Here is a 4131-nt window from a genome sequence, read left to right on the forward strand (position 1 = left end):
GGAGGCTCATTGTCAAGGACAATCGGAATAGCATACGGAAAGAAGTTCTGCACCTTATAAAATTTGTCAAAAAAACTGTTGCCATTCCAGTCTTTCAGAAGTTCTTCCCATATCTCAGCGGACTCGTTTGGTGCAATCATATAGCCAAGAATTTCTTTTGTACCTTCTACTGTGATTCCTAGTGCTATATGGACCATTTCCCTGGATACAGTATCACGGCGTAAAGGCATGGATGTTCCATCAAGATATACAACGGCATACTCTTTGTTCAATATTCTGTTTTTGAAGGAATCTACACATTCCAGAGCTTTGTCCGTAATATTAGATATGGTCTGTTTAGAATAGCGAGCTCCACATAATTTTTGGATCATGGAACAAATTTCTGAATGGCTCATTCCTTCTTCAAATAAATCCAAAATCGTTGTTTCGGTAAATAGATCTCGTCTTCTGTATTTAGGCAGAAGAGAAGTGAAAAATTCTCCCATTCTATCTCTTGGAATATTGAGTGTAATAGTTCCATATTTTGTATCAAACTTTCTTTGATAGGAACCATTTCTAGAATTTTCGTTATTGGTTCTAGCGTATGGTTCATAATCAAGAAAATCCGTCAACTCATATGCGAGTATTTCATTGAGAGATTTCTCCAACTCTGAACGAAACAGTTCGGTTACAGCCTGTTCAAAAGCTGGAAGATTGTTGTCATTAGAAAATAGGTTTTTCATTAAAGATGTAGTAAAATAGTTCATGGGTATATTCCTTTCGTAAATTGTTTTTGGTCGAACTAATTTTACTAAGGATATACCTTTTTTTCTACATTTCTAGAAAAACGAATTTACACAAGATATTTTATGCTATCCATTTATTTTTGAAACTCCATTTGTTTTACTACGTGTATTACCTTTATTTTTCTTTCTATTTTTAGGTGTCTATTATCTCTTACGTTCGCTTATAAATGATGACTCAAAATTTAAAGCAAAATAAAAATAAAGGAAGTAGCCTTTTGAACAAGGGCGCTTCCTTTATTTGTTGTGGGACACCAGAGTATACTTTTTTATAAAAAATAGGTTGATGGGAAACCCTAAGATTTCCCATCAACACTAAATAGTATAGAACCATATTTTCGTTACAAGGTTAAGAATGACGACTATAGTTTTTCATCTACTAATTTTGTTTTATTGCTCTCCATGACTTTAAAAAATGGATAGTAGATGAAGATGCTGATGACGATCAACAGTAGGCAAAAGAGAATATTGCGCCAGTCCATACTTGAAAGATAAGCTTGTGCAAAAAAAGGTGTGAAGGAAGGATCGACGATAAATCCAATCCCAATCCATCCTAGTTGCTGAGCAAAGTAGGTCAGCAATAATGAAATGATGGGCGTAATCAAAAATGGAATTGCCAAAATAGGGTTAAAAACGATAGGTAATCCGAAAATCACTGGTTCGTTGATGGAACAGATTCCAGGAACCAATGACAATTTTCCAATTGTGCGATATTCGGGTACTTTGCTTCGCATCATCAATAAAACCAAACCCAAAGTACCACCGGCTCCACCAAGTACAGAAATACGGAACATTTGTAAGTTCATTAAGTGTGTCATGGTTTCACCATTTGCCAGTTGTTCAGCATTCAAACCAGTTTGAGCCATTCCCAATGTAAAGACGATAGGGAAAATAATTGACGAGCCATTGATACCAAATAGCCATAGGATGTTACCCAAAGTCACGATCAATAAGAAACCACCTAGACTGCCAGCGATGTTCGTTGCTGGAGTCAGGACTTCCATCACCGCTTCAGGGAAGATTTTGTTTGTTGCTGCCAAGAAAATCAGATTGATGCCATAAAAGATGAATATATTTGTCAGCAGTGGAACGAGCATATTGATAAAGGTTGCTACCATGGGTGGAACTGTATCTGGGAGTTTCAACTTAATATTTTTTACTTCAAATAGTCGGTTGATTTCCACTACTAGCAAGCCGATGATAATTGCGACGAACAATCCGTTTGTCCCAAGGAAATTAAGATTGATGGCACCTTCTTCCACTGGTGTACAAACCATTAGATAAATGACAGATGCAACCATGCCATTCATGGAAGGATTAATTTTGTATTCATTGGCAAGGGAAAATGCAATGCCAAAAACACTAATGAATCCGATGATTCCCATTGTCAAATTATAAGGGGCTGTGATGAGATCATAATTTGCTACGGCAAAATCTTTCCAGCTGGCCATAAATTTCATGAAAATATTAGCTGTATCTGGATTGTATTTATCAATATTGATGGGTGGATTTGCAAAAATCAGAAAAAAAGAACCGATAACAATAAAGGGTAGGCCAAACATCATACCGCTGGATATAGCTTTTAGGTGGCGCTGATTACCTATCTTGGCTGCGATGGGGCTAAGTATGTCATTCAGTTTCATGATAAACGCAGAATTTTCCATATAACTTCCTCCTATACTTGCCAAGGATTAAATGAAAACGTACTTGGCACGACGTGATCTGGATCATAGGTCTCGATGATTTTTTCGTATTGTTCCTTGTAGTCATTATCAACTTTTGCTTGGGGGATCACTTTACTTGCTTCATGCAAAAAGTGTTCTGAACCACGCCCCATTGCCTGTCCCCGAACAGTATGTTTATCCAACGCAATATCAGGAATTTCTGGAATATATCCCATAGCGAAACTCTTGATAACAATGTTCTTAAGTAAATCCGATGAACGATCTTTTTCAGATTGGCATAGGTAACGAATCGCGTGGAAAAAATACATCGCACGATCGGATTCATTGTATTGGAATTCTTTGCGCATGGCGTTTAAGTTATTGATCATGATGGCGGCCATAGGATTGCCCATGCCCACATCCTCAACACTGATCGCCAATAGCCTTCTCCAGAGTTTCTCTTCAAATTGTGGTGAGGTGATATACATTTCATAAGCAAATTCACATGCTTCTTTTTCTTTTCCTCGACGAATCGATTTCTGTAATGCTGAGATAGCTTCATCTCCACGTAAGCCGTTACGGGTAGTCATTTTTGACCACGGATCTTGAATAAATTTCGTTTCTGTCATAATATAATACTCCTATTAGATAAAATTTGAGGTGAATCTTATGGATGTTGAAATGCTTATAGATAAATACCAACTGAATGACTCAGAAGCTGAAGTCTTACGATTTATGAAAAAAAATCGTCAGTCTTTAAAAAATATTGGGATTCGTGACGTTGCCAAAGCATCGTATGTTTCTACTGCAACGATTATCAATATGGCGAAGAAAATTGGATATTCCGGTTATAGTGAGTTGGTATTTGCTCTAGGAAACAGCCAATCTGACATTACGATGCCAAGCACATTCTCCAATGAGGAGAAGGAAGCATTCATACATTTAATGTCTGCGTATCGCGATAAACGGATTATGATTCTTGGCTCAGGTTTTTCGCAAAATCTAGCCAATTATTTTTCGGAATCTCTTAATCTATATGGATTTCGTGCGACGGCCAATAGTCATTTAGAATTTCTTAGACAGCAAGTGCAACAAGATATTCTGCTTTTTATTATTTCCAATTCTGGTGATACAGTTCGATTAGCCGAATTAGCTAAAATTGCGAACGATCACTTTATCGATGTGATCGCATTTGTTGGGCAAAAAAATTCAAAAATCGGTACGCTGGCAACATTAACCATTAGCACGGAAACCTATATTCCACAAAAAATATCTGATTACCAACCAAATCTTTTCTTTGGCACGACACTGAATCAATTTGAGCTTTTGTTGAGCGCGGCGCTGAAGGCTATTTATAAATAGAAGAACGCTGTGGCCACTGTTTCTTCAAAATCTAGTATAAAGAATCTTCTTTAGAATGTAATTGTTTTCTGTGTGTTCTGAACATGTTTAGGAATTTCCAAACTTGTTTAGAAAACTTTCTCATTCCCTCCGCTGTAGAATTGAACTCACATAAAAAACATCTAAACCAAAATATCTACAAGCTTGGAAAGGATAATAGGTTGTTATTAAAAATAATTTTTATTCCTGAACCTGAATAATTCATAGCTTTAATTCTTTGGCACATTTTATTGAAATATGTATCACTAATATCCCTATCAACTGATTTTGACTAAAAAGTTACT

General features: G+C 36.5%; 4 protein-coding genes and 1 pseudogene. 2 read left to right on the forward strand and 3 right to left on the reverse strand.

The features are described from left to right. The coding region (locus tag DIZ30_RS08855; protein WP_234414796.1) for a transposase at positions 1-746 on the reverse strand (746 nt) is incomplete at its 3' end. Between the two features lie 112 nt (positions 747-858). Here DIZ30_RS08855 and DIZ30_RS13965 point away from each other — a divergent pair. Further along, positions 859-981, forward strand: a pseudogene (locus DIZ30_RS13965) (DUF2812 domain-containing protein); the annotation flags it as partial. A gap of 163 nt (positions 982-1144) precedes the next feature. Here the strand turns inward: DIZ30_RS13965 and DIZ30_RS08865 are convergent. Further along, positions 1145-2446: a PTS sugar transporter subunit IIC gene (locus DIZ30_RS08865; RefSeq protein WP_002288793.1), complete on the reverse strand. Its 1302-nt coding sequence runs from the start codon at positions 2444-2446 to the stop codon at positions 1145-1147. Positions 2447-2457: 11 nt separating this feature from the next. Next, positions 2458-3075, reverse strand: a complete 618-nt coding sequence (locus DIZ30_RS08870; RefSeq protein ID WP_002309706.1) for a hypothetical protein — start codon at positions 3073-3075, stop codon at positions 2458-2460. Positions 3076-3115: 40 nt separating this feature from the next. Here DIZ30_RS08870 and DIZ30_RS08875 point away from each other — a divergent pair, with 40 nt between their 5' ends. Next, on the forward strand, positions 3116-3808 hold the full coding sequence (locus DIZ30_RS08875) for a MurR/RpiR family transcriptional regulator (protein WP_002301588.1): 693 nt from the start codon (positions 3116-3118) through the stop codon (positions 3806-3808). The last annotated feature ends 323 nt before the right edge of the window (positions 3809-4131 follow it).

It is taken from the genome of Enterococcus sp. H57 (assembly GCF_003112495.1).
In the GTDB taxonomy this organism is placed as follows: Bacteria; Bacillota; Bacilli; order Lactobacillales; family Enterococcaceae; genus Enterococcus_B; species Enterococcus_B faecium.